The organism is Vibrio sp. Isolate34, assembly GCF_022397915.1.
Taxonomy (GTDB): domain Bacteria; phylum Pseudomonadota; class Gammaproteobacteria; order Enterobacterales; family Vibrionaceae; genus Vibrio.
In genome coordinates this window covers 532,369-556,520 of the sequence record NZ_JAKEUO010000001.1, presented here as the reverse complement: position 1 = coordinate 556,520, position 24,152 = coordinate 532,369, and the positions used below count along the sequence as shown (strand labels likewise).

25 protein-coding genes are annotated in these 24,152 nt (G+C 45.0%); 22 read left to right on the top strand and 3 right to left on the bottom strand.

All coding sequences use genetic code 11. The features are described 5' to 3' along the window. Positions 1 to 30: 30 nt before the first annotated feature. Entirely contained in the window at positions 31 to 639 is a 609-nt protein-coding gene (locus tag L1D22_RS02570; RefSeq protein ID WP_004740353.1) for a peroxiredoxin C, read from the bottom strand. Positions 640 to 849: 210 nt separating this feature from the next. Here L1D22_RS02570 and L1D22_RS02565 point away from each other — a divergent pair, with 210 nt between their 5' ends. After that, a complete protein-coding gene (locus tag L1D22_RS02565; protein WP_017632986.1) occupies positions 850 to 1,755 on the top strand; it encodes a hydrogen peroxide-inducible genes activator in 906 nt (301 codons plus the stop codon). Positions 1,756 to 1,832: 77 nt separating this feature from the next. Here the strand turns inward: L1D22_RS02565 and L1D22_RS02560 are convergent, their stop codons facing one another. Beyond that, positions 1,833 to 2,279: a CBS domain-containing protein gene (locus L1D22_RS02560; protein ID WP_239828593.1), complete on the bottom strand. Its 447-nt coding sequence runs from the start codon at positions 2,277 to 2,279 to the stop codon at positions 1,833 to 1,835. A gap of 333 nt (positions 2,280 to 2,612) precedes the next feature. Here L1D22_RS02560 and queA point away from each other — a divergent pair, with 333 nt between their 5' ends. From queA to secF, 5 genes are all read left to right on the top strand, one after another. Then, a complete protein-coding gene (gene queA / locus L1D22_RS02555; protein WP_176681929.1) occupies positions 2,613 to 3,665 on the top strand; it encodes a tRNA preQ1(34) S-adenosylmethionine ribosyltransferase-isomerase QueA in 1,053 nt (350 codons plus the stop codon). A 195-nt stretch (positions 3,666 to 3,860) separates the two neighbouring features. After that, the gene (tgt, locus tag L1D22_RS02550; RefSeq protein WP_239828592.1) at positions 3,861 to 4,997 is read left to right on the top strand and encodes a tRNA guanosine(34) transglycosylase Tgt; all 1,137 of its coding nucleotides are present in this window, start codon (positions 3,861 to 3,863) and stop codon (positions 4,995 to 4,997) included. Positions 4,998 to 5,109: 112 nt separating this feature from the next. Further along, a complete protein-coding gene (gene yajC, locus L1D22_RS02545) occupies positions 5,110 to 5,439 on the top strand; it encodes a preprotein translocase subunit YajC (RefSeq protein WP_010440492.1) in 330 nt (109 codons plus the stop codon). 20 nt (positions 5,440 to 5,459) lie between these two features. Further along, a complete protein-coding gene (gene secD / locus L1D22_RS02540; RefSeq protein ID WP_123309911.1) occupies positions 5,460 to 7,316 on the top strand; it encodes a protein translocase subunit SecD in 1,857 nt (618 codons plus the stop codon). 14 nt (positions 7,317 to 7,330) lie between these two features. Next, a complete protein-coding gene (gene secF, locus L1D22_RS02535) occupies positions 7,331 to 8,278 on the top strand; it encodes a protein translocase subunit SecF (RefSeq protein ID WP_086716169.1) in 948 nt (315 codons plus the stop codon). A gap of 265 nt (positions 8,279 to 8,543) precedes the next feature. Here the strand turns inward: secF and suhB are convergent, their stop codons facing one another. Next, complete coding sequence (gene suhB, locus L1D22_RS02530; protein WP_017062520.1) at positions 8,544 to 9,347, bottom strand: inositol-1-monophosphatase; 804 nt, start codon at positions 9,345 to 9,347, stop codon at positions 8,544 to 8,546. A 181-nt stretch (positions 9,348 to 9,528) separates the two neighbouring features. On the opposite strand from suhB, the gene trmJ reads away from it, so the two are divergent. From trmJ to L1D22_RS02450, 16 genes are all read left to right on the top strand, one after another. Beyond that, complete coding sequence (gene trmJ, locus L1D22_RS02525; RefSeq protein ID WP_123301608.1) at positions 9,529 to 10,257, top strand: tRNA (cytosine(32)/uridine(32)-2'-O)-methyltransferase TrmJ; 729 nt, start codon at positions 9,529 to 9,531, stop codon at positions 10,255 to 10,257. A gap of 116 nt (positions 10,258 to 10,373) precedes the next feature. Beyond that, entirely contained in the window at positions 10,374 to 10,895 is a 522-nt protein-coding gene (gene iscR, locus L1D22_RS02520; protein ID WP_010440512.1) for a Fe-S cluster assembly transcriptional regulator IscR, read from the top strand. 27 nt (positions 10,896 to 10,922) lie between these two features. After that, positions 10,923 to 12,137 carry an IscS subfamily cysteine desulfurase gene (locus L1D22_RS02515; protein ID WP_017629866.1) on the top strand — a complete coding sequence of 405 codons (1,215 nt, stop codon included), beginning with the start codon at positions 10,923 to 10,925 and terminating at the stop codon, positions 12,135 to 12,137. A gap of 33 nt (positions 12,138 to 12,170) precedes the next feature. Then, a complete protein-coding gene (gene iscU, locus L1D22_RS02510) occupies positions 12,171 to 12,548 on the top strand; it encodes a Fe-S cluster assembly scaffold IscU (RefSeq protein ID WP_004735094.1) in 378 nt (125 codons plus the stop codon). Between the two features lie 98 nt (positions 12,549 to 12,646). Beyond that, on the top strand, positions 12,647 to 12,970 hold the full coding sequence (gene iscA, locus L1D22_RS02505; RefSeq protein ID WP_010440519.1) for an iron-sulfur cluster assembly protein IscA: 324 nt from the start codon (positions 12,647 to 12,649) through the stop codon (positions 12,968 to 12,970). An 84-nt stretch (positions 12,971 to 13,054) separates the two neighbouring features. Continuing rightward, a complete protein-coding gene (gene hscB, locus L1D22_RS02500) occupies positions 13,055 to 13,570 on the top strand; it encodes a co-chaperone HscB (protein WP_239828591.1) in 516 nt (171 codons plus the stop codon). A gap of 22 nt (positions 13,571 to 13,592) precedes the next feature. Beyond that, entirely contained in the window at positions 13,593 to 15,443 is a 1,851-nt protein-coding gene (gene hscA, locus L1D22_RS02495) for a Fe-S protein assembly chaperone HscA (protein ID WP_239828590.1), read from the top strand. A 20-nt stretch (positions 15,444 to 15,463) separates the two neighbouring features. After that, entirely contained in the window at positions 15,464 to 15,802 is a 339-nt protein-coding gene (fdx, locus tag L1D22_RS02490) for an ISC system 2Fe-2S type ferredoxin (protein ID WP_017629863.1), read from the top strand. A 117-nt stretch (positions 15,803 to 15,919) separates the two neighbouring features. After that, positions 15,920 to 16,120, top strand: coding sequence for a Fe-S cluster assembly protein IscX (gene iscX, locus L1D22_RS02485; protein ID WP_004740335.1), 201 nt, complete (start codon positions 15,920 to 15,922; stop codon positions 16,118 to 16,120). A 206-nt stretch (positions 16,121 to 16,326) separates the two neighbouring features. Then, on the top strand, positions 16,327 to 17,622 hold the full coding sequence (pepB, locus tag L1D22_RS02480) for an aminopeptidase PepB (protein ID WP_017629862.1): 1,296 nt from the start codon (positions 16,327 to 16,329) through the stop codon (positions 17,620 to 17,622). A gap of 107 nt (positions 17,623 to 17,729) precedes the next feature. Next, positions 17,730 to 18,164 carry a nucleoside-diphosphate kinase gene (gene ndk / locus L1D22_RS02475; protein ID WP_008222758.1) on the top strand — a complete coding sequence of 145 codons (435 nt, stop codon included), beginning with the start codon at positions 17,730 to 17,732 and terminating at the stop codon, positions 18,162 to 18,164. A 290-nt stretch (positions 18,165 to 18,454) separates the two neighbouring features. Then, on the top strand, positions 18,455 to 19,597 hold the full coding sequence (locus L1D22_RS02470; RefSeq protein WP_017629861.1) for a bifunctional tRNA (adenosine(37)-C2)-methyltransferase TrmG/ribosomal RNA large subunit methyltransferase RlmN: 1,143 nt from the start codon (positions 18,455 to 18,457) through the stop codon (positions 19,595 to 19,597). A 440-nt stretch (positions 19,598 to 20,037) separates the two neighbouring features. Next, positions 20,038 to 20,988, top strand: a complete 951-nt coding sequence (gene rodZ, locus L1D22_RS02465) for a cytoskeleton protein RodZ (protein WP_239828589.1) — start codon at positions 20,038 to 20,040, stop codon at positions 20,986 to 20,988. 7 nt (positions 20,989 to 20,995) lie between these two features. Continuing rightward, positions 20,996 to 22,117: a flavodoxin-dependent (E)-4-hydroxy-3-methylbut-2-enyl-diphosphate synthase gene (ispG, locus tag L1D22_RS02460; RefSeq protein WP_017629859.1), complete on the top strand. Its 1,122-nt coding sequence runs from the start codon at positions 20,996 to 20,998 to the stop codon at positions 22,115 to 22,117. Between the two features lie 70 nt (positions 22,118 to 22,187). Further along, entirely contained in the window at positions 22,188 to 23,456 is a 1,269-nt protein-coding gene (hisS, locus tag L1D22_RS02455) for a histidine--tRNA ligase (RefSeq protein WP_017062514.1), read from the top strand. Between the two features lie 80 nt (positions 23,457 to 23,536). Further along, complete coding sequence (locus L1D22_RS02450) at positions 23,537 to 24,151, top strand: YfgM family protein (protein ID WP_239828588.1); 615 nt, start codon at positions 23,537 to 23,539, stop codon at positions 24,149 to 24,151. Position 24,152: the final 1 nt, after the last annotated feature.

Here is a 24,152-nt window from a genome sequence, read left to right as displayed (position 1 = left end):
ACCCGTGTTGAGGCGGGCTTAAGAATGTAATTACTTGCTTAGGTCGTCAGCGTGCTCAGATAGGAATGCTGCAACACCTTTTGGAGATGCGTCCATACCTGATTTACCTTCTTCCCATTGTGCAGGACAAACTTCACCATTCTTCTCGTGGAAGTTTAGTGCGTCTACCATGCGTAGCATTTCGTCGATGTTACGACCTAGTGGAAGATCGTTAACTACTTGGTGACGTACAAGACCGTCAGCGTCGATTAGGAAAGAACCACGGAAAGCAACGCCTGCTTCTGGGTGCTCAACATCGTATGCTTTGCAGATCTCGTGCTTAACGTCAGCAACTAGAGGGTATTTAACTTGACCGATACCGCCGTCAGCGATAGCAGTGTTACGCCATGCGTTGTGAGAGAATTGAGAATCGATAGAAACACCGATTACTTCAACGCCTTTAGCTTGGAAATCTTCAAGACGGTTGTCGAAAGCGATTAGCTCTGAAGGACAAACGAAAGTGAAGTCTAGTGGGTAGAAGAAAACAACCGCTTTCTTACCTTTAGTGAATTCTGCGAAGTTGAAGTTATCAACGATCTCACCGTTACCTAGAACAGCTGCTGCAGTAAAGTCAGGGGCTTGACGACCTACTAGTACCATTTTGGAATCTCCTAAAAAATTAGTTGGCCCAACACATCTTTGTTTGGGCTCCGTTTCTACGCGACAAACTATAGTACAATCGGTACTATAGAAAAAAGCGAATTAAATAGATTAAGTTCATCGAAAAAAGCGATAAGCTTATTCTTTGTCCTTTTCTCAGGTCTTGTGACCTTCGTGTAACTTATCCTACTCATATTACAAAGTAATTTCATGAATAAATGGCCAAGTCTTAAGCAACTTCACTATCTTGTTACTCTTCACGAAACACGCCACTTTAGCGACGCCGCTGATCGCTGTTTTGTTAGCCAATCTACGCTAAGTAAAGGTATCCAAAACCTAGAAGAGCTTATCGGTTGTCCTCTATATGAGAAGAAAGATAAAAAGAGTCCACTTGTTTTTACTCAAGCGGGAGAGCTGGTGGTGAAGCATGGCCGAGAGTTATTGGCGAAAGGGCAAGACTTGGTTGAACTTGGAAACCTATGTAATGGGGATGCGATGCAAGGTCAGCTGCGAGTAGGGTGTATTCCTACCATTGCACCATTTCTTTTGTGTGATTTAGTACAAGAAGCTAACCAACGCTTTCCTCAGCTAAATCTCCTGTTACGCGAAGACACCACAACGAACTTACTCGCAGCACTGCGCCATGGTGAATTAGATGTGTTGATTTTGGCTTTGCCTGTCGATATCGACAATATGGAGAGTAAGGTGGTTGGGCAAGACCCTTTCCGTATGGTTATAAGTCGCAATCAAGCTGACGGTATTCGTGTCCCTATTAAATACGATGACCTGCCAGACGAGTCTGTATTCTTGTTGGAGAACGAGCACTGTTTAACCGAACACGCAGTATCAGCGTGTAAGTTAACCGACAAAGAGAAGATTAACCCGTTCACAGCAACTAGCTTGCACACATTGGTGCAAATGGTAGCTAATGGGTTAGGAACCACCTTTATCCCGCAAATGGCGATTGATCACGGCTTGCTTGAAAATCAAAACCTGGTGGTTATCGATCCTCCAGGCCAGCAAGCGTATCGAGATATAGGCCTTGTTTGGCGTCCAAGCTCATCACGCCGAGAAACATTTCATCAGTTAGCCGATGTGGTTTCTGAGTTGCTTTAAAATCTCAGTGTACGAATAGATAAAAATCTACCTTTGAGCGGCTATGTAAGCCGCTCTTTATTTTGCATACTCAACGGTTAATCCACTTCAGCTTCTTCCGGTTCTACTTCTTCCTGGAGCTCTAGCAAATTAATCGCGATTGTGACGAAGTCGCTGTCAGTGATAATGCCGACTAGTTCGTGGTTATCGACGACGGGTAAACAGCCCACTTTGTGTTTTTGCATATAAATAGCTGATTCTTTTAATCCTGCACGTGGTTCTACCGACATAACGCTTTTGTGCATGATGTCGTTAAGTGGTGTTGAAAGGGTAAAAGATTGAGCTTGTGGGATGTTTTGTAGGCTGGATTCTTGGGCTGCGAGAACATCTCGCTGAGTAACCACACCAAGCAACTTTCTGTCGGCATCGACGACTGGGATATGGCGGATATCAAGCGCTTCCATCATGTGCTTTGCATCGGCCAGTGAGTGTGAGCGCAATAGAGTATGAGGGTTGCGAGTCATCATATCTTCAACCTTGATCATACGAACCTCCTTATTTTTTATTTGTTGCTATCACTATAGTTTTTTATCCAAAAAATAACTGAGAGCTGGCGCATTTTTGGGGGAGTTTTATGCAACTAATTCTCTAACTTGAAGCGGTGAATCGGTAGCATTATTTACGCCTCTTTACAATAATCCATAGCTGTAAACCTTGCTATTGCGGCTCGTGTGCCTATACTAGCCCACTGCGAAATTTTTAGTCGTGTTTGCGCTTTGTTTACGGTAACGGTTTACTTACTGTAACGATTGATTAGCGACAACGATTTATTATTCGTCAACAGCACAAATCTCATCAACTAAGACAAGACTAGACACATGCAAGTTTCAGATTTTCACTTTGACCTACCAGATGAACTTATTGCTCGCTACCCTCAAGAAGAGCGTACAGCAAGCCGCCTGCTTAAATTAGACGGCAATAATGGCAACCTGACAGATGGTTCGTTTAAAGACGTTTTAGACTTGGTTGAGCCAGGCGATCTTGTTGTTTTCAATAATACGCGCGTGATTCCTGCTCGTGTATTCGGTCGCAAGGCATCAGGTGGTAAGCTTGAAGTGCTGGTTGAGCGTATGCTTGATGAGAAAAGTATTCTAGCGCATGTTCGTTGTTCTAAATCACCTAAGCCGGGCACTAAGTTGTTCCTTGGCGAGAACGATGAGTATGAAGCTGAAATGGTAGCGCGACATGACGCGTTATTTGAAATCCATTTCACATCTGACCAGAGCGTTTTAGAAATTCTGAACAGTGTTGGCCATATGCCGCTACCTCCTTATATTGATCGTCCAGATGAAGACGCAGATAAAGAGCGTTACCAGACCGTCTATAATGAGAAGCCGGGTGCGGTTGCCGCTCCAACAGCGGGTCTTCATTTTGATGACAAGCTAATGGCTGACATGAAAGAGAAAGGTGTTGAATTTGCTTACGTGACGCTTCACGTTGGCGCTGGCACATTCCAGCCCGTTAAAGTAGACAACATCAATGATCACCACATGCATGCTGAGTACGTTGAAGTACCACAAGAAGTGGTTGATGCTGTTGCAGCGACTAAAGCGCGTGGCGGACGCATTATTGCGGTTGGTACAACATCGGTTCGCTCATTAGAAAGTGCTGCGCAAGATGCCCTGAAGAAAGGTACAGAGTTAGTGCCGTTCTTTGGTGATACTGAAATCTTCATTTTTCCTGGCTACGAATACCAGTTGGTGGATTGTTTGATTACCAATTTCCACTTACCAGAATCAACGCTAATTATGTTGGTGAGTGCATTTGCAGGTTACGACAACGTGATGGGCGCATATGATCACGCAGTGAAGAGCGAATATCGTTTCTTCAGCTACGGTGATGCCATGTTCATCAATAAGAAAACAAGCTAATTTAAGCTAGTTATAAGCGGTATACATAAGAATTTACGGGTGCTAGCAGTAAGCTAGGAGTCGGGCAGGGTGTCTGTCTAATCTCTCGCAAGGAATACGCGACCGCTCCTCATAGAACCCACTGGACTGAGCTTTTGTTTGGCTTAAGGTTCTGAATTAACAGTCAGATTGTTTCTCTGGCATATTGGAGGCTTCGTGAAATTAAAATACGAACTTAAAAAAACTAATAGCGGCGCACGTCGTGGTCAACTTCAGTTTGAACGCGGTACCGTTGAAACCCCAGCATTCATGCCTGTAGGTACTTACGGTACTGTAAAAGGTATGACACCTGAAGAAGTGAAAGACACAGGCGCTGAAATTCTATTAGGTAACACATTCCACCTATGGCTACGTCCTGGTCAAGAAATCATGAAGATGCACGGCGACTTGCATGATTTCATGAACTGGCACGGTCCTATCCTGACTGATTCAGGCGGCTTCCAAGTATTCAGCCTAGGTGCAATGCGTAAGATCACTGAAGAGGGTGTTCACTTCCGTAACCCTGTAAACGGTGACAAGATCTTCATGGACGCAGAGAAGTCTATGGAAATCCAAAAAGACTTAGGTTCAGACATCGTAATGATCTTTGACGAGTGTACGCCTTACCCAGCGACACACAAAGAAGCAAAAGACTCAATGGAGATGTCTCTTCGTTGGGCTGAGCGTTCACGTAACCACTTCGACAAACTTGAAAACCCGAACTCACTATTCGGTATCGTTCAAGGTGGTGTGTACGAAGACCTTCGTGATGTATCTGTTAAAGGCCTAACTGAAATTGGTTTTGATGGTTACGCAGTTGGTGGTCTAGCAGTAGGCGAACCAAAAGAAGACATGCACCGTATTCTTGAACACACATGTCCTCAACTACCTGAAAATAAGCCACGTTACCTAATGGGCGTAGGCAAACCAGAAGACCTAGTTGAAGGTGTTCGTCGTGGTATCGACATGTTTGACTGTGTAATGCCAACGCGAAATGCACGTAACGGCCACCTGTTTGTGACTGAAGGTGTGATCAAGATCCGTAATGCGAAGCATAAAACCGATACAACACCACTAGATTCAGAGTGTGACTGTTACACTTGTAAGAACTACAGCAAGTCGTACTTACACCATTTGGATCGTTGTAACGAAATCCTAGGTGCTCGACTGAACACGATTCATAACCTGCGTTTCTACCAACGAGTAATGTCAGACATTCGTCAGTCTATCGATGAAGACCGCTTTGAAGAGTTCGTTGCAGAGTTCTACGCAAGAATGGGGCGTGAAGTGCCACCACTAGGTAAAGAATCTTAGTATTTCTTTTTTTGCGAGCCCTATCTCTCTTCCGAGTGATGGGGCTTGAAAATAAAGGGATGCAACCCAATTAGACAAACAATTACGAAAATATAAATAGAGGATGTTTTAAATGTTTATTTCTCAAGCTCACGCAGCAGCAGAAGGTGCACCAGCAGGCGGCGGTTTCGAAATGCTTATCATGCTAGGTATGTTCGCTGTGATCTTCTACTTCATGATCTACCGTCCACAAGCTAAGCGTGTTAAAGAGCACAAGAACCTTATGTCTTCTATGGGCAAAGGTGATGAAGTTCTTACAAGCGGCGGCCTAATCGGCAAGATCACTAAGATTGCAGAAGACAGCGACTACGTTGCTATCGAACTGAATGCAAACAACGAAGTAGTTATCAAGAAAGACTTCGTTACAGCAGTGCTACCAAAAGGTACTCTGAAATCTCTATAAACAGCTAGAGGATCCTCGCTGTGCTAAACCGTTACCCGTTATGGAAGTACCTGATGGTGGTGTTTACTATCGCCATCGCTGCGTTGTACGCACTTCCGAATATATACGGTGAAGATCCGGCAGTTCAAGTTACAGGGGCGCGTGGCGCCTCTGTAGATATGTCTACGCTGGATGCTGTCACCAATGCTCTTGAAGCTGAAAACCTTTCTACTAAATCCGTTGCTCTAGAAAACGGTTCCATTCTTGTTCGCTTTAACGATACAGACTCTCAAATTAGTGCCCGTGATGTCATCACTGAAGCATTAGATGAAGATGTAATCGTTGCTTTAAACTTAGCAGCTTCAACCCCTGATTGGCTTGAATCTATTGGTGCTGCACCAATGAAGCTTGGTCTTGACCTACGTGGTGGTGTTCACTTCTTGATGGAAGTGGATATGGACGCTGCGATGCAAAAGCTGGTTGGCCAACAAGAAGAAGCGTTCCGTAGCGAACTTCGTGAAGAGAAAATCCGTTACCGTGCAATTCGCCCATCTGGTAAAGATGCGGTTGAAGTGATTCTACGTAATGCAGAGCAGCTTGCTGAAGCGAAATCGCTACTGCAATCTAAGCACCAAGACATGACGTTTGTAGATTCTGAATCTAACGGTCGTTTCTCTTTGGTTGCTAGCTTCACAGAGACTCGTCTTCAAGAAATCCGCAACTATGCGGTAGAGCAAAACATTACCATTCTACGTAACCGTGTGAACGAACTTGGTGTTGCTGAGCCTTTGGTTCAACGTCAAGGCGCTAGCCGTATCGTAGTGGAATTGCCTGGTGTTCAAGACACGGCTCGTGCTAAAGAAATTCTTGGTGCGACGGCGACACTTGAGTTCCGTGAAGTAGATAGCAGTGCTGATTTAGCCGCTGCCGCTTCTGGTCGTGCCCCTGCGGGTAGTGAAATCAAGCAAGATCGTGATGGTCGCCCTGTGGTACTTAAGAAGCGCGTTATCCTAGGCGGTTCAAGTATTACTGATGCAAGCTCAAGTGTTGATGAATATGGTCGTCCTCAAGTTAACATCTCGCTAGACAGCGAAGGTGGTAGCAAGATGTCTGCGTTCTCTCGTCAAAATATCGGTAAGCTAATGGCAACGGTATTTGCAGAGTACAAAGACAGCGGTCGTAAAACACCTGAAGGCCGAGTGATCTTAAGTAAGCACGAAGAAGTGATTAACCAAGCGACGATTCAGTCTGCACTTGGTCGTAACTTCCGTATTACTGGTATCGACTCAACGGCTGAAGCTCATAACTTGGCACTTCTACTGCGTGCTGGTGCTCTAATTGCACCTATCTCGATTGTCGAAGAACGTACGATTGGTCCATCTATGGGTCAACAAAACATCGATATGGGTATCATGGCGATGGTTTGGGGTATGGCTGCAGTAATGCTATTTACACTGCTTTACTACCGTAGCTTTGGTCTGATTGCGAACGTTGCACTAATGGCTAACTTGGTGTTGATCATCGGTGTGATGTCGATGATTCCGGGGGCAACCATGACCCTGCCAGGTATTGCCGGTATCGTATTAACTGTCGGTATGGCGGTTGATGCGAACGTTCTGATCTTTGAGCGTATACGTGAAGAGCTTCGAGATGGACGCAGTCCACAACAAGCGATTCACCAAGGTTACGCGAACGCATTCAGTACCATCGCCGATGCCAACATCACCACACTACTAACAGCAATCATTCTATTTGCTGTGGGTACTGGTGCGATTAAAGGCTTCGCGGTAACGCTGTCTATCGGTATCTTGACTTCAATGTTTACAGCTATTGTCGGAACACGTTGTATCGTGAACCTGATGTATGGCGGCAAACGCGTTAAAAAACTGTCGATCTAAGGCTAGGAATTAATATGTTTCAGATTCTAAAAGCAGACAAAATGATCGACTTTATGCGTTGGTCAAAGGTTGCCTTTGTTTTTTCTATCTTGATGATTGGTACTGCTATCTTCACCCTAACAACGAAATCGTTGAACTGGGGTCTAGATTTTACTGGCGGTACTCTGATTGAAGTTGGCTTTGAACAACCAGCACACCTTCCTGATATCCGAAGTGCACTAGAAGCCGAAGGCTTTGGTGATGCAACGGTACAGAACTTCGGTTCAGCTCGTGATGTAATGGTTCGTCTACGTCCACGTGATGGCGTAGCGGGCGAGACACTTGGTAACCAGATCCTTTCTGCTATTGAGAGCGGTACTGGTGAGCAAGTTGAAATGCGTCGTATCGAGTTCGTTGGTCCTAACGTGGGTGACGAACTAACAGAAGCGGGTGGCCTTGCTATCCTAGTTTCTCTTATCTGTATCTTGATCTACGTATCAGTGCGATTTGAATGGCGTTTGGCAGCGGGTGCGGTATTAGCACTTGCGCACGATGTTATCATCACACTTGGTGTGTTCTCTCTAATGCAAATTGAGGTAGACCTGACCATCGTAGCAGCCTTGCTGACGGTAGTCGGTTACTCCCTCAACGATACCATCGTTGTATTCGACCGTATCCGTGAGAACTTCCGTAAGATGCGTAAAGGTGAAGCACCTGAAGTACTGAACAGCTCAATTACACAAACATTGAGCCGTACATTGATCACTTCTGGTACTACGTTGTTCGTAGTTATCGCACTGTTCGTTCAGGGCGGCGCTATGATTCACGGCTTCGCAACCGCACTTCTATTAGGTATTACGGTTGGTACTTACTCTTCTATCTACGTTGCATCTGCACTAGCTATGAAGTTGGGTATTACGCGTGAGCACCTAATGCCACCACAAGTGGAAAAAGAAGGCGAAGAGTTTGACGAAATGCCTTAGGCCTTGGCTTAATAGGTTTCGCTAAACAAAAAAAAACCGCTAGGCAACTAGCGGTTTTTTTACGTCTGTATTCTAGGGAAACTCAATACAATTTAGCGTTGATGTGTGTTGAACTTCAGTTCACTAAGAGATGTCCTGATCGTATCTCGTATCTCGTATCTCGTATCTCGTATCTCGTATCGCAGATACAAAAAAACCTCGCGATTGCGAGGCTTTGAAATTCTTATGCTTTCTTAAATAAGAGAGCTTCAACGTAAGGCCTGAATTACTTCAGCATACCTTCGTTAGCGTTCTCACGAACGTGCTTAAGAATAGACTTAACACCACGTGCGCTTGAAGCAACAACATTACCAGACGTCATGTAATCAGTACCGCCAGCAAAGTCAGTCATGATAGCACCAGCTTCACGAGCGATTAGGTCGCCAGCTGCTAGATCCCATGGCTTAAGGCCTAGTTCTAGGTAACCATCAACACGGCCAGCAGCTAGGTAACATAGGTCAAGAGCAGGAGAACCTGTACGACGGAAGTCAGCACAGTCGATGAATAGACCAGAGATGATCTTCATGAAAGATTCAGAGTGTTGTTTTTGCTTGAATGGGAAACCAGTCGCTAGAACAGTACCTTGAAGGTCTTTAAGTTGAGTAACACGCATACGAGCGTTGTTAAGTTGAGCGCCAGCGCCACGTTGAGCTGTGAATAGCTCGTTTAGCATTGGGTCATAAACACAAGCAACTTCTGTACGACCGTTCATGCGAACAGCGATAGATACAGAGAAGTGAGGGAAACCTTTTACAAAGTTGTTGGTGCCATCTAGTGGGTCAACGATCCATTGTACGTCAGAGTCTTTACCTTCAGTCAGGCCTTTCTCTTCAGAAATAATGCTGTGCTCTGGGTAAGATGCTTTGATTGTCTCAATGATCATGTACTCAGCTTCTTGAGCAATGTTAGTAACGTAATCGTTGTTACCTTTTAGAGACGTTTCGATCTTATCAGTTGTTTCTAGAGATTTAGCAATATGGTTGCCAGCTTTACGCGCAGCGCGTATCGCAATGTTTAGCATTGGATGCATATGGTTTTTCCCACAAGATGTTAAAGAACAATTTAAAGCGGCGGCGAGTATACCAAAGTTTTACCAAAAGGGAAGTGGTTATTTTTTGAACTCTTGGTTTCACATTCCGCGAAGGGTCTGACCATTTTACTTTGCTATGTGTTAATATCTCGCGATTATTTTTAAAGTGGTGTCATATAGCATGTTAGACAATGTAAAAGTCGTTCTGGTTGGTACGTCTCATTCGGGAAATATCGGATCAGCAGCTCGCGCAATGAAAGTGATGGGTTTGAGTCAATTAGTTCTTGTAGACCCTCAATGTGAAGTTGACGAGCAGACCTTAGCACTGGCTGCTGGTGCAGGTGACATCGCAGAAAACGCGACGATTGTTTCTACTCTTGAAGAAGCAGTAAAAGACTGCGGTTTGGTTGTGGGTTCAAGTGCTCGTTCTCGTACGCTTGAATGGCCAATGCTTGAGCCTCGCGAGTGTGGTGAAAAGTTTGCAGTTGAAGGTCAGAAGCACCCAGTAGCATTAGTCTTTGGCCGTGAGCGTACTGGCTTAACTAATGATGAGCTGCAGAAGTGTCATTACCATGTATGTATTCCAGCTAACCCAGAATACAGCTCGCTAAACCTAGCAATGGCTGTACAGACATTAAGCTACGAAGTACGTGTTGCACACCTTGATATGGTCGCTAGCCAATATCAGCCACAGCAACAAGATGAGTACCCACGTCACGACGAACTAGAAATGTTCTACGAACACCTTGAAAAAGTGATCATCGATACCCAATTTATCTCTAAGGATAAGCCGGGTCAGGTGATGAACAAGCTACGTCGTCTATTTAGCCGTGCTCGTCCAGAACTCCAAGAAATCAACACACTTCGCGGTATTTTGACTTCGATTGAGAAGAGCAAAAACGATAAATAAAGCCCATACAATAGTTAAGGGTGAATACCTGACTAAAATAGTCAACTAAATACTTGACCAATTTAGTCGGGTATGGGAAGATTCCAACCACATAAACAATGTGGATACGGTGTGATATGAAACTTACATCTAAAGGAAGATATGCGGTAACAGCTATGCTAGATGTAGCACTGCATTCGCAAAAAAGCCCAGTTCCTCTGGCTGATATTTCAGAGCGACAAGGCATCTCGTTATCTTACTTAGAGCAACTTTTTTCTAAGTTACGTAAAGCTGGCTTAGTTGCTAGTGTTCGCGGCCCTGGTGGTGGTTACCGTTTAGGTGCTGAAGCGAGCGACATCGCTGTCGGAACTGTGATTGCAGCAGTAGACGAATCAGTGGATGCGACTAAGTGTCACGGTCGAGCAGATTGCCAAGGTGGTAGTCGTTGTTTAACTCACACTCTATGGCGTGATTTAAGCTCCCGAATCAGCAGCTTCTTAAACGACATTACGCTCGGTGAGCTAATGAAAGATAACGAAGTTTTAGAAATTTCTGATCGTCAAGATATCGATCTTGCGGTTAATAATGGTTTTGCACATAAAAATACGAGCACTACAACGATTAGTGCAGCACCTCACGGTGTTAATGCCCGCTCTTAGCGGTCAGTTTTTACATTGGAGTAGAAAATGAAACTGCCTATTTACTTTGACTATTCAGCTACATGCCCAGTCGATCCACGAGTTGCTGAGAAAATGGTTCAGTGCATGACGATGGACGGTAACTTCGGTAACCCTGCATCTCGTTCACACCGTTACGGCTGGCAGGCAGAAGAAGCAGTAGATAATGCTCGTGAGCAAATTGCTGACCTACTAAATGCAGACCCACGTGAAATTGTTTTCACTTCTGGTGCTACAGAGTCAGATAACCTTGCTATTAAAGGTGCAGCGCACTTTTACGAGAAAAAAGGTAAGCACGTAATTACGTGCAAAACAGAACATAAAGCGGTTCTTGATCCATGTCGCCAACTAGAGCGTGAAGGTTTTGAGGTAACTTACCTTGAGCCAGAAGCAAACGGCATCATCGATCTAGACAAGCTACAAGCTGCAATGCGTGAAGACACTGTTCTAGTTTCTATCATGCACGTTAACAACGAGATTGGTGTAATCCAAGATATCTCTGCAATCGGCGAACTATGTCGTTCACGCAAGATCATCTTCCACGTTGATGCGGCTCAGTCTGCGGGTAAAATCCCACTAGACGTACAAGAGATGAAAGTTGACCTAATCTCACTTTCAGCTCACAAAATGTATGGCCCTAAAGGTATCGGTGCACTTTACGTTCGTCGTAAGCCACGTATTCGTCTTGAAGCACAAATGCACGGTGGCGGTCATGAGCGTGGTTTCCGTTCAGGTACGCTTGCTACTCACCAAATCGTGGGTATGGGCGAAGCTTGTGCTGTTGCTAAGCAAGACATGCAGAAAGATTACGATCACGCACTAGCACTTCGTGAGCGCCTATTGAAAGGTGTTCAAGATCTAGAAGCGGTAACGGTAAACGGTGACTTAGACCAACGTGTACCACACAACCTAAACGTGAGCTTCGCTTTCGTTGAAGGTGAGTCTCTGCTTATGTCTCTAAAAGACCTAGCAGTATCATCAGGTTCTGCATGTACGTCAGCAAGCCTTGAGCCTTCATACGTTCTACGTGCTCTTGGTTTGAACGATGAACTGGCACACAGCTCAGTACGTTTCTCATTCGGCCGCTTCACAACGGAAGAAGAAATCGACTACGCGATTGCACAAATTCGTGTAGCGGTAAACAAATTACGCGACATGTCTCCTCTATGGGATATGTATAAAGAAGGGATTGATTTGAACACTGTTGAGTGGGCTCATCACTAATCTCACGGAAATAGAGGATTCGAGGTAACTATCATGGCATATAGCGAAAAAGTAATTGATCACTACGAAAACCCACGTAACGTAGGTTCGTTTGATAAAGAAGACCCAAGTGTAGGTAGCGGCATGGTTGGCGCACCGGCTTGTGGTGACGTAATGAAACTGCAAATCAAAGTATCTGCTGAAGGTATTATTGAAGACGCAAAATTCAAGACTTACGGTTGCGGTAGCGCAATCGCTTCTAGCTCACTAGTAACTGAGTGGGTTAAAGGTAAAAGCATTGATGAAGCAGCGGCTATCAAAAACTCTGAAATTGCAGAAGAACTAGAATTACCACCAGTGAAAGTTCACTGTTCAATTCTTGCTGAAGATGCAATCAAAGCAGCAGTTGCGGATTACAAAAAGAAGCACTAATCGCTTCTACAACGTAATCACTTCAAAAAAGTAATATTTGGGAGCACCCTTTGTGCTCCCCCTGAGTTCTCAATTTATATAAAACACAAGGTTGTAGTATGGCCATTACCATGACAGATACGGCAGCAAGCCGAGTTCAAGCTTTCCTAGATAACCGAGGTAAAGGTATCGGGTTACGCTTAGCGGTAAAAACTACTGGCTGTTCGGGTATGGCGTATGTACTGGAATTCGTTGACGAGCTTAACGAAGAAGACGAAGTGTTCGAGCATTCAGGTGTTAAGGTCATCATTGATCCAAAGAGCCTCGTTTACCTAGACGGTACTGAGCTTGATTACGTAAAAGAAGGCCTAAACGAAGGTTTTGAATTCAACAACCCGAACGCGAAAGGCGAATGTGGTTGTGGTGAGAGCTTCAATGTATAAACGCCTCAATCGTTGAGCGTTTATAGTGAGCGAAGAATAAAATTAGGCTCTATTTAAAGAGCCTAAACTTAGGACCACCGTTACATGAATCATTTCGAATTATTTGGGCTACCACTTCAGTTTCAACTGGATGGTAGCCTTCTTTCTTCTCAGTTTAGAGATCTGCAACGCCAATTCCACCCTGATAAATTTGCCACAGCTTCTGAGCGTGATCGCCTATTAGCCGTGCAAAAAGCTGCGCAAATTAACGATGCGTACCAGGTGTTGAAGAATCCAATCAGCCGAGCTGAATACCTGTTAGTGCAACATGGTGAGGATATTCGCGGCGAGCAGCAGACCATGCAAGATCCTATGTTCCTGATGGAGCAAATGGAATTACGTGAAGAGCTGGAAGACATCACCGACAGTTCTGATCCTGAAGATGCGCTATTTGCATTTGAAGGCAAGGTTAGCAAAATGTATAAACAACAATTAAGTGCTATCCAACAAGAACTCGACAGCGAAGCTTGGCTAGAAGCTGCAGACCGAGTAAGAAAGCTTAAGTTTATTGCAAAATTAAAGAATGAAATCGAATTAGTTGAAGATCGTCTGATCGGCTAGTTTGTATAACAAGGACACATCCATGGCACTACTTCAGATTGCAGAACCAGGGCAAAGCGCCGCTCCTCACCAGCACAAGCTTGCAGTGGGTATTGATTTAGGTACAACAAACTCATTGGTTGCGGCAGTACGCAGTGGTGAGGCGAGCACGCTCGTTGATCAACAAGGTCGCAGTATTCTGCCTTCCGTTGTTCACTATACGTCAGAGTCATATACAACTGGCGATGAAGCACGTGCAAATGCACAGACTGATCCTAAAAATACCATTATCTCGGTGAAGCGATTAATCGGTCGTTCATTGTCAGATATCCAACAGCGATACCCGTCTCTGCCATATCAGTTTGAAGAAAGTGATAATGGTCTGCCTGTGATTCGTACAGAGCAAGGTAACAAGAACCCTATTCAAGTCTCTGCAGACATTCTGCGAGCGCTAGGTCAACGTGCTGAGTCAACATTAGGTGGCGATCTAGCTGGTGCTGTGATTACCGTTCCTGCGTACTTTGATGATGCACAGCGTGCAGGTACGAAAGACGCGGCGCAACTTGCTGGTCTTCACGTGTTACGTCTTCTTAATGAACCTACTGCGGCAGCGATTGCTTACGGCTTGGATTCAGGTAAAGAGGGTGTTATCGCTGTTTACGACTTAGGTGGCGGTACGTTTGATATCTCTATCCTACGCCTATCTAAGGGTGTTTTTGAAGTGCTAGCAACAGGCGGCGACTCTGCACTAGGCGGCGATGACTTTGACCATCTAGTAGCTGATCACTTCCAAGAGCAAATGGGCTTATCAGAGCTAACAGCAGAACAGAACCGTATTCTTCTTGATGCAGCGACAGAAGCTAAGATTGCTTTATCAGCATCTGACAGTGTTGATGTTGAAGTGCTAGGTTGGTCTGGCTCGTTAACTCGCGAAGAGTTTGAAAACATCATCAAGCCACTTGTGAAGAAAACATTGCTTTCATGCCGTCGTGCTTTGAAAGATGCAGACGTTGACGCTGACGAAGTTCTAGAAGTCGTGATGGTGGGTGGTTCTACTCGTACATTGCTAGTACGTGAAATGGTTGGTGACTTCTTCGGTCGCACGCCGTTAACCAGCATTAACCCTGATGAAGTGGTTGCGATTGGCGCTTCAATTCAAGCAGACATCCTAGTTGGCAACAAGCCAGACTCTGAAATGCTACTTCTGGACGTTATTCCGTTATCGCTCGGTATCGAAACTATGGGTGGCTTGGTCGAAAAGATCATCCCTCGTAATACCACGATCCCTGTCGCTCGCGCGCAAGAATTTACCACGTTCAAAGACGGTCAAACTGCAATGACAGTGCATACCGTGCAAGGCGAACGTGAAATGGTTGACGACTGTCGTTCACTGGCTCGTTTTGCTCTAAAAGGCATTCCACCAATGGCTGCAGGCGCGGCGCATATTCGAGTGACTTACCAAGTTGATGCTGATGGCCTGCTATCAGTTACGGCTATGGAGAAGAGCACGGGTGTTCAAGCTGAAATCCAAGTTAAGCCTTCTTACGGCCTAAGCGATGATGAAGTTGCGAACATGCTAAAAGACTCAATGACGTTCGCCAAAGAAGACATGCAAGCGCGTGCTCTTGCTGAACAACGCGTAGAAGCGGATCGCGTTATCGAAGGCCTTATTGCTGCGATGCAAGCTGACGGCGACGAACTGCTTAACGAACAAGAAAAGCAGCAGCTGCTACAAGCGATTGAAACACTCATCGAAGTGCGCAATGGCGACAGCGCTGATGCCATTGAAGTAGAAATTAAGAATACCGACAAAGCAAGCCAAGACTTTGCTTCTCGTCGTATGGATAAATCAATTCGTGCTGCACTGTCAGGTCAGTCAGTCGATAATATTTAATAGTTAGAGAATAGATAAACATGCCAAAGATTATTGTTTTACCTCACGAAGATCTATGTCCAGAAGGCGCTGTTTTAGAAGCAAAAACTGGTGAGACGGTTCTTGATGTTGCATTGAAGGCCGGTATTGGTATTGAACACGCATGTGAAAAATCGTGTGCATGTACAACATGTCACGTTGTGATTCGTGAAGGTTTCGATTCTTTAGAAGAGAGTGACGACCTAGAAGACGACATGCTAGATAAAGCATGGGGCTTAGAGATGGAATCTCGCCTTGGCTGCCAAGCAAAAGTGGCTAATGAAGATCTTGTAGTAGAGATTCCAAAGTACACATTGAACCTAGCGTCTGAAGATCACTAAGAACTTCTCTACAGTCATGGTGGTTTCGCCATGACTGAGATAACGGTTTAACAAAACTGGCCTAGAATATAGATCATAAAGGTGACCAAGCGTCGCTAATAAATATAAGGAAGTGTTATGAGCTTGAAGTGGATTGATTCGCGAGACATCGCAATTGAGCTATGTGATTTGTACCCTGATACTGATCCTAAAACGGTACGTTTTACCGATTTGCATCAATGGGTGCTAGACCTTGAAGAGTTTGATGACGAGCCTAACCACTCGAATGAAAAAATCTTAGAGGCTATTATTTTGTGTTGGATGGATGAGATGGATTAATCATCTCATCTAATGATTTGGTCGCGGGTTGGAATCACTCCAATATAAAACGCAGCCAAGTTAACAATTCTTACCAAAAAAAGCGGACCTTATGGTCCGTTTTTTTATCAAAATGACATTTTCCTCCTACATAATGCTAACATCAGTGCGCTAATAAAAAATAATCAGAATCACACACTCAAAGTGGTTCGTGACAAGGAGAAATCATGTCTACACAGATGTCAGTATTTTTAAGTCAAGAAGCTGCCCAGCCTCAGTGGGGAGCAAGAGCTATTTTATCGTTCTCAGAAGCGGGAGCGACAATTCACATTGGTGAAGGCCACGATCTAGGCGCGGTTCAACGTGCTGGTCGTACGCTTGACGGACAAGGTATCGCATTCGTTTCACTTCGTGGTGAAGGTTGGGATCTAGAAAGCGTTTGGGCTTTTTACCAAGGCTACCGTGGACCAAAGAAAAAGAATGCATTGGAATGGGATGCACTTTCAGAAGCCGACCAAGCTGAGCTAGAAGCTCGCATCCGTGCTACTGATTGGACGCGTGACATTATCAACAAAACGGCTGAAGAAGTGGCTCCTCGTCAACTAGCGACAATGGCTGCTGAATACATCAAATCAGTGGCGCCAGCGGGCACAGTAAAAGCAAAAATCGTTAAAGACAAAGATCTCCTAACTGAAGGTTGGGAAGGCATCTACGCGGTAGGCCGTGGCTCTGAGCGTACATCAGCAATGCTGCAATTGGACTTCAACCCAACAGGTGACGAAAACGCACCGGTGTTTGCTTGTCTAGTGGGTAAAGGTATTACTTTTGACTCAGGCGGTTACAGCATCAAGCCAGGTCAATTCATGACAGCTATGAAGGCTGACATGGGCGGCGCAGCAACCATCACTGGTGGCTTAGGTCTAGCGATTGAACGCGGTCTGAACAAGCGCATCAAGCTTATCCTATGTTGTGCAGAGAACATGATCTCTGGTCGCGCATTGAAGCTTGGCGACATCATTACTTACAAAAATGGTAAGACAGTTGAGATCATGAACACCGATGCGGAAGGCCGCTTGGTGCTTGCTGATGGTCTGATGTACGCAAGTGCACAAAACCCTGAGCTTATCATCGACTGTGCAACGCTAACGGGCGCGGCTAAAAATGCACTAGGTAACGACTACCACGCACTACTAAGTTTCGACGATGAGCTTTCTCACCAAGCGCTAACAGCGGCAAACCAAGAGAAAGAAGGCCTATGGCCACTGCCTCTTGCTGATTTCCACCGTGGTATGTTGCCTTCAAACTTTGCTGATCTTTCAAACATCAGCACGGGTGATTACACGCCAGGTGCAAGTACAGCAGCTGCGTTCCTTTCTTACTTTGTAGATGACTACAAAAAAGGTTGGATTCACATGGATTGCGCGGGTACTTACCGTAAATCAGCAAGTGATAAATGGGCTGCAGGTGCAACGGGTATGGGGGTTCGCACACTCGCTCGTCTTCTTGTTGACCAAGCAAAATAATAATAAGAGTGAGCGGTATTTCGGTGTCGCTCATTCCTAAAGCTCAGATCGAAAGATCTAAGTAATTTCAGTATTTAATAACAAAAAAATGAAGTGAAGGAATCCCTATGGCTCTAGAAAGAACGTTCTCAATTGTTAAGCCAGATGCAGTTAAGCGTAACCTTGTTGGTGAAATCTACCACCGTATCGAAAAAGCAGGCCTAGAAATTATTGCTGCTAAGATGGTTCGTCTTACTGAAGAGCAAGCGAGTGGCTTCTACGCAGAACATGAAGGTAAAGAATTCTTTGGTCCGCTAAAAGAGTTCATGACTTCTGGTCCTATCATGGTTCAAGTGCTTGAAGGCGAAAACGCAATTGCTCGTTACCGCGAACTTATGGGTAAAACTAACCCAGAAGAAGCGGCGTGCGGCACTATCCGTGCTGACTACGCAATCAGCATGCGTTACAACTCAGTACACGGCAGCGACAGCCCTGAGTCTGCAGCTCGCGAAATCGAATTCTTCTTCCCAGAATCTGAAATTTGCCCGCGTCCAGCTCAATAATCGGCACAGCAAATGATTCTAAAGGCTTCACTTCGGTGAGGCCTTTTTTGTAAGTGGACTTTGCGTTCTCGATAATTAATTTAGTCGTCATTCCCGAAAGCGACGGAGAGCGTAATCGGGAATCTTTTCTTTAAATTGGGTAATATCAGGCCAATAAATAGAGTTGTTCAATTTTTAATCGCTTAACTTTTAATGTCTTAATAAACACAGGGTTTTACAGTGCTTGTTGAAGTTGCGTAAAGCCTGTACAATTCGCGCCCTTAATTATTGTTCCGTCATTGAGAGGCATCATGACCACAGCTAAAGTCAATCTACTCGATTTTGATCGTAAAGGTCTTCGTAAATTTTTCACAGAAGAACTGAATGAGAAAGCGTTTCGAGCAGAGCAAGTGATGAAGTGGATTTATCACTTCGGTGTCGATGACTTCGAACAGATGAACAACATCAACAAAAAACTGCGTGAAAAACTTCAACGTCGTTGTGAGATTGTTGCACCTGTTGTTTCTGAAGCTCAACACTCTTCAGATGGCACAATTAAATGGGCAATGAGCGTTGGCGACCAAGACGTTGAAACGGTATACATCCCAGATGGTGACCGTGCGACGCTGTGTGTATCTTCACAGGTTGGTTGTGCACTTGAATGTAAGTTCTGCTCTACAGCTCAACAAGGCTTCAACCGTAACCTAAAAGTTTCAGAGATTGTTGGCCAAATCTGGCGTGCATCTCGTGAAATCGGCCTAGAGAAAGAAACAGGTCGTCGTCCAATTACTAACGTCGTAATGATGGGGATGGGCGAGCCTCTATTGAACATGAAAAACTTAATGCCATCATTAGAAATCATGCTTGATGACCTAGGCTTCGCACTGTCTAAACGTCGTGTAACTGTATCAACTTCTGGTGTTGTTTCTGGCCTTGACCAAATGACTGACAACATCGATGTGGCACTGGCTATTTCTCTACACGCGCCAAACGATGAACTTCGTAGCCAAATCATGCCGATCAACGATCGTTGGGATATTCAAGACTTCCTAGCGTCTGTTCGTCGTTACATTGCATCTTCAAATGCTAACCGCGGTAAAGTGACGGTTGAGTACGTTCTATTGGATCATGTGAATGATGATATGGACCATGCGCGTGAACTTGCTGAGCTGATGAAAGATACGCCATGTAAGATCAACCTGATTCCATTTAACCCTTACCCGGGTTCGCCATACAAGAAGCCAAGCAACTCTCGTATTGACCGCTTCCAAAAAACGCTGATGGAATACAACTACACAGTAACCGTTCGTAAGACTCGTGGTGATGATATTGATGCCGCATGTGGTCAGTTAGTTGGTGATGTGATTGATAGAACCAAACGTACCAAAATGATCAAAGCAGCCTCAGAAGCGAATTTGATTGCCGGTGGTGTGATTGAAGTAAAAGCGGTATAAAACGCGAATTGAACCTAAACAAGCCAGAAGTCTTACTTCTGGCTTGTTGCTTTTCTGGGGTATAGTTTTTCTATTTTTGGACTTCTTGCCCACGCTTTCTTACATTTTTCGTCAAATTTTGGACAAAACCATGAGCTGACGGTAAATTTTGTTTAAAGTGTTTTTGCCTTGTAATGGCATTAGCTTATGATTAACTAATCTTAAATTAATTTAAGTGCTCGCTTGCTACTGATCATCAATATGTCTATTTAGGTTGGCTACTTGATAAACTAGCTTCCTGAGAAGGTCACCCGTAACAATATGCGTGACGTTCGTCTTTAAGGGTTGATGATTTAGGTAACAGGAAAAATTCCACATAAAGTGGGTTGTTAGATTGAGCTTAAACGACAATAAAAACCGCTCTCGTCAACCTGCGATAATACTTTAGAAGTTCACTCTCTATGAACACAGAACACGAAACACAAACGCAAGAAACGATTGCTCCTGCTTTGGAAGCGGGAACGCTGCTTAAGAACAAGCGCGAATCTCTTGGTTTAACGCAAAAGCAGATTTCAGATCGCCTGAAACTTCGTATTACGTTGATCCAGCAAATTGAAGAAAACCAATTCGAATCAGACCAAGTCGCAACGTTCATGCGTGGCTACATTCGTTCATACGCGAAATACGTCAATCTTGATGAAAAAGTGGTACTGAACGCACTTCACCATGCGGGTGATGCTCAACATCAAGAACAAGAAATGCTGAGCTTCTCTCGTAAAACAAAAACCGAGAAGCACAACAGCCGCATTATGATCCTGACTTGGAGCATTTTTGCAGTAATTGCTGGTATCTCTTCACTTTGGTGGTGGCAGAACCAACAGCAAGACACGCTATCTCAATCCCTAGTCAATACTGAAAGCTCAGAAGAGCTTGCCGTAGAAGAGCCACTTGATCCTGAGTTTGCTTCTTTAGAAGTGATTGAAGCGGAACAAAACGACGCTGCTGCTTCTGTTATTGAAGACACTGAAGGCGTTACTGCAATCAGTGACGCGGCAGACACTTCAGAGGCTTTAACGCAAACTGATGAGACTAACGCACAATCAGCAACAGAAACCGCAGCAGTAGTTGCTGCTGAGCCAGAGGTGGTTGAAACAAGCACTGCTCCTGAAGCTGTAGCGAACGAGTTAGTGATGCAGTTCTCTGCTGATTGTTGGATCCAAGTAAAAGATGCGACGGGTAAAACCCTGTCGACTGGCATTAAAAAAGCAGGTCAGTCATTAAATCTATCAGGAACTGCGCCATATAAAGTGATTCTAGGTGCGCCAGAGGGCGTATCGATGACATTTGCAAGTGAACCTGTCGACCTTTCTGGGTATACTTCAGGCAAAGTAGCTAGAATAACCTTACCTTAGAGTTAATATGCAACACGAATCTCCTATTATTCGTCGCAAATCAACCCGTATTTATGTGGGTGATGTGCCGATCGGTGATGGTGCACCAATTGCTGTGCAATCCATGACCAACACAAGAACAACAGATGTAGCCGCGACCGTTGCTCAAATTCGAGCTTTGGAAAAAGTTGGCGCTGATATCGTTCGCGTATCTGTACCGACTATGGATGCCGCTGAAGCCTTTAAGCTAATCAAGCAGCAGGTCTCTGTTCCTTTGGTGGCTGACATTCACTTCGACTACCGTATTGCTCTTAAAGTGGCAGAGTACGGCGTTGACTGTCTGCGTATCAACCCAGGTAACATCGGTAACGAAAGCCGTATCCGCTCAGTTGTTGATTGTGCACGTGATATGAATATTCCGATTCGTATTGGTGTTAACGGTGGTTCTCTTGAGAAAGAGATCCAAGAGAAATACACAGAACCTACAGCTGAAGCGCTTGTTGAATCAGCGATGCGTCACGTAGATATCCTAGACCGTCTGAACTTTGATCAATTTAAAGTCAGCGTTAAGGCGTCTGATGTCTTCCTAGCCGTCGGTTCTTACCGTTTGCTGGCTAAGCAAATTGATCAGCCGCTTCACCTTGGTATTACTGAAGCGGGTGGTGCACGCGCTGGTGCCGTTAAGTCTTCTGTTGGTTTAGGTATGCTTCTTTCTGAAGGTATCGGCGATACGCTACGTATCTCGTTAGCCGCTGATCCTGTTGAAGAGATCAAAGTTGGCTTTGATATTCTTAAATCTTTGCGCATTCGCTCGCGTGGCATCAACTTCATTGCGTGCCCGAGCTGTTCTCGTCAAGAGTTCGATGTTATCAACACCGTTAATGCCCTTGAAGAGCGCCTAGAAGACGTTATCACCCCAATGGATGTATCAATCATCGGTTGTGTGGTTAACGGCCCTGGTGAAGCTGAAGTGTCTCACTTAGGTCTAGCGGGTAGTGCACGTAAGAGTGCCTTCTACGAAGACGGTAAGCGTCAGAAAGAGCGTTTTGACAACGATGACCTTGTCGACAAGCTTGAAGCGAAGATCCGAGCAAAAGCGTCAGTGCTTGATAAAGCAAATCGCATTGATGTAGAAAACTTAGAAGATTAATACAACGCGATGGGGTGTGATTGTCTATTCGCACTAACACCTGGTCGTGAGAAATTACGGAATAAATACTGTGGCTAAAAATATCCAAGCAATTCGAGGCATGAACGACTGCCTTCCAACTCAATCACCACTGTGGCAGAAAGTAGAAAGCGCAGTTAAAAACGTGGTGAGCGCGTACGGTTACAACGAAGTACGTATGCCAATCGTTGAAGAAACGAACCTATTTAGCCGTGCGGTTGGTGAAGAAACTGACGTTGTTTCTAAAGAAATGTACACCTTTGATGACCGTAATGGCGATAGCCTAACGCTGCGTCCAGAAGGCACAGCAGGTTGTGTACGTTCATGTATTCAAAACAGCCTTATCAACCGTGATGAACAGCGCCTATGGTACATGGGTCCAATGTTCCGTCACGAGCGTCCTCAAAAAGGTCGTTACCGTCAATTCCACCAATGTGGTGTGGAAGTGTTTGGCCTAGACGGTCCAGACGTAGACGCAGAACTTATCATGATGACAGCACGTTTATGGCGTGAGCTAGGTATCGATAAGCACGTTCGCCTAGAGCTGAACTCAATCGGTTCTCAAGAAGATCGCGTAAGCTACCGCACTGCGTTAGTGGCATTCCTTGAGCAACACATCGATGTGCTAGATGAAGACTGTAAACGTCGTATGCACACCAACCCGCTTCGTGTACTCGATACTAAGAACCCAGACGTTCAAGCTATCTTAGGTGACGCACCTCGACTATCTGAATATTTAGGTGAAGAGTCGAAGCAACATTTTGCTGGTTTGTGTGAACTTCTTGACGCAGTTGGTATCGAATACCAAGTTAATGAACGTCTAGTACGTGGCCTAGATTACTACAACCGCACTGTATTTGAGTGGATCACTGACAGCCTTGGTGCGCAAGGTACAGTATGTGGCGGTGGCCGTTACGATGGTCTTGTCGAGCAACTAGGCGGTAAAGCGACCAATGCGGTTGGTTTTGCAATGGGTCTAGAGCGTCTGGTTCTGATGATGGAAACGCTAGAGCTAACAGAAGTTCGCCGTAGCGTTGATGTTTACGTAGTGGCTGCTGGCGAAGGTACTATGATCGCGGGCATGCAGTTAGCGAATCAATTACGCGACACCGTTGAAGGCGTGCGTGTAATGAACCACTTCGGTGGTGGTAACTTCAAGAAGCAATTCAAACGTGCTGACAAAGTAGGTGCTGTTGTAGCGCTTGTACTTGGTGAGAACGAAGTTGCTGACAATACAGTAGTGCTAAAAGATTTGGTTGGCGGCGAGCAAGAAACCGTGTCTCAAACGGAAGTTGCAGAGAAAGTTGCTGCGCTAATCTAATTAGCCCTTGAGCAAACGCTCATAATGAATACTAACGTCAGCACTATGCTGGCGTTTAAAGAATTTAAAGAGGACAGGAAGTGGAACTTTACGATAGCGAAGAGCAACAGGTTGAAGCCATTAAAGATTGGTGGAAAGAGAACGGTAAAGCCGTAATCTTTGGTGCGGTTATTGGTTTAGGTGGTCTATTTGGCTGGCGCTATTACCAAGATTCAGTAGTTGAAGCACGTGAAGCAGCTTCAGAAAGCTACACTTCTGTAATTTCAGCTCTTGATGTTAAGGGTGTTGATGCTCAATCTGATATTCAAGCTTTCATCGACGCAAACAAAGACGCTGAGTACTCAGTACTTGCCGCTATGCAACTAGCAAAAGTACAAGTACAAGCAGGCGATCTAGCGGCGGCACTTGAACAGCTAGAGTGGGCAAAATCGGCAACTAAGGACGTGGCACTTGCGCCACTACTTACTTACCGTGTTGCACGCATCAAAGCTGAACAAGGTGAATTTGACGCAGCATTGACTGACCTTGCGGCAATGACCGACGAATCTTGGAAAGGCCGTGTTGCTGAACTGCGCGGTGATATTTCACTTCGTAAAGGTGACACTGACGCAGCATACAGTGCTTACACAGAAGCACAGCAAGCTGTTGATGCTAGCCAAACGCTTCAAATCAAACTTGACGACCTAGCTAAATAAG